This is a genomic window from Halobellus sp. Atlit-38R (assembly GCF_003665925.1).
Classification (GTDB): Archaea; Halobacteriota; Halobacteria; order Halobacteriales; family Haloferacaceae; genus Haloquadratum; species Haloquadratum inordinatus.
In genome coordinates this window covers 1-448 of the sequence record NZ_QXIJ01000359.1, presented here as the reverse complement: position 1 = coordinate 448, position 448 = coordinate 1, and the positions used below count along the sequence as shown (strand labels likewise).

At 74.8% G+C, this 448-nt stretch carries 1 protein-coding gene; it reads right to left on the bottom strand.

Annotation, left to right across the window (positions count from 1 at the left end):
- Positions 1-209, bottom strand: a 209-nt coding sequence (locus D3D02_RS19825; protein WP_233560738.1) for a BsuPI-related putative proteinase inhibitor, incomplete at its 3' end; no start/stop codon positions are given.
- Positions 210-448 lie beyond the last annotated feature (239 nt).

Sequence of the window (448 nt, the reverse complement as noted above, 5' to 3'; positions counted from 1 at the left end):
GCACCCTCCCCGTCGGCATCTTCCCGGTCGGTGTCGGCACCCTCCCCGCCGGTGTCGATATCCTCCTCGTCCGCCGGGTACGCGGTGAACTCCGCGCGCTGCCCGGTCCGGAAGTCGAGCGTGACCGGCGTCGACCCCGCGTTGTCGATCCGCAGCGAGAGGGTCAACCCGTCGTCGGTCGCCGCCGTCGCGAGCGTCGCGTCGAGCATGGCAGCGTGTGCGACGCCCGCGGGAAAAACTCCTCGCCGAGCGCGCGTCGCGTCTCGGGCGGCGGCGAGCGGACCGGCCGACGACGGCTATAAGCCCCGCCTCCCCCTACCCCGCGGCGTGCAGGTCGTCGGCTACGAGACGGACGCCGCGAGCGGCCCGCCTGAGTCCGACGGGGACGCGGATTCGACCGCCGCGGCGAGCGGACCGATCGGCGGCGGGCTCTACGTCGCGAGCGGCG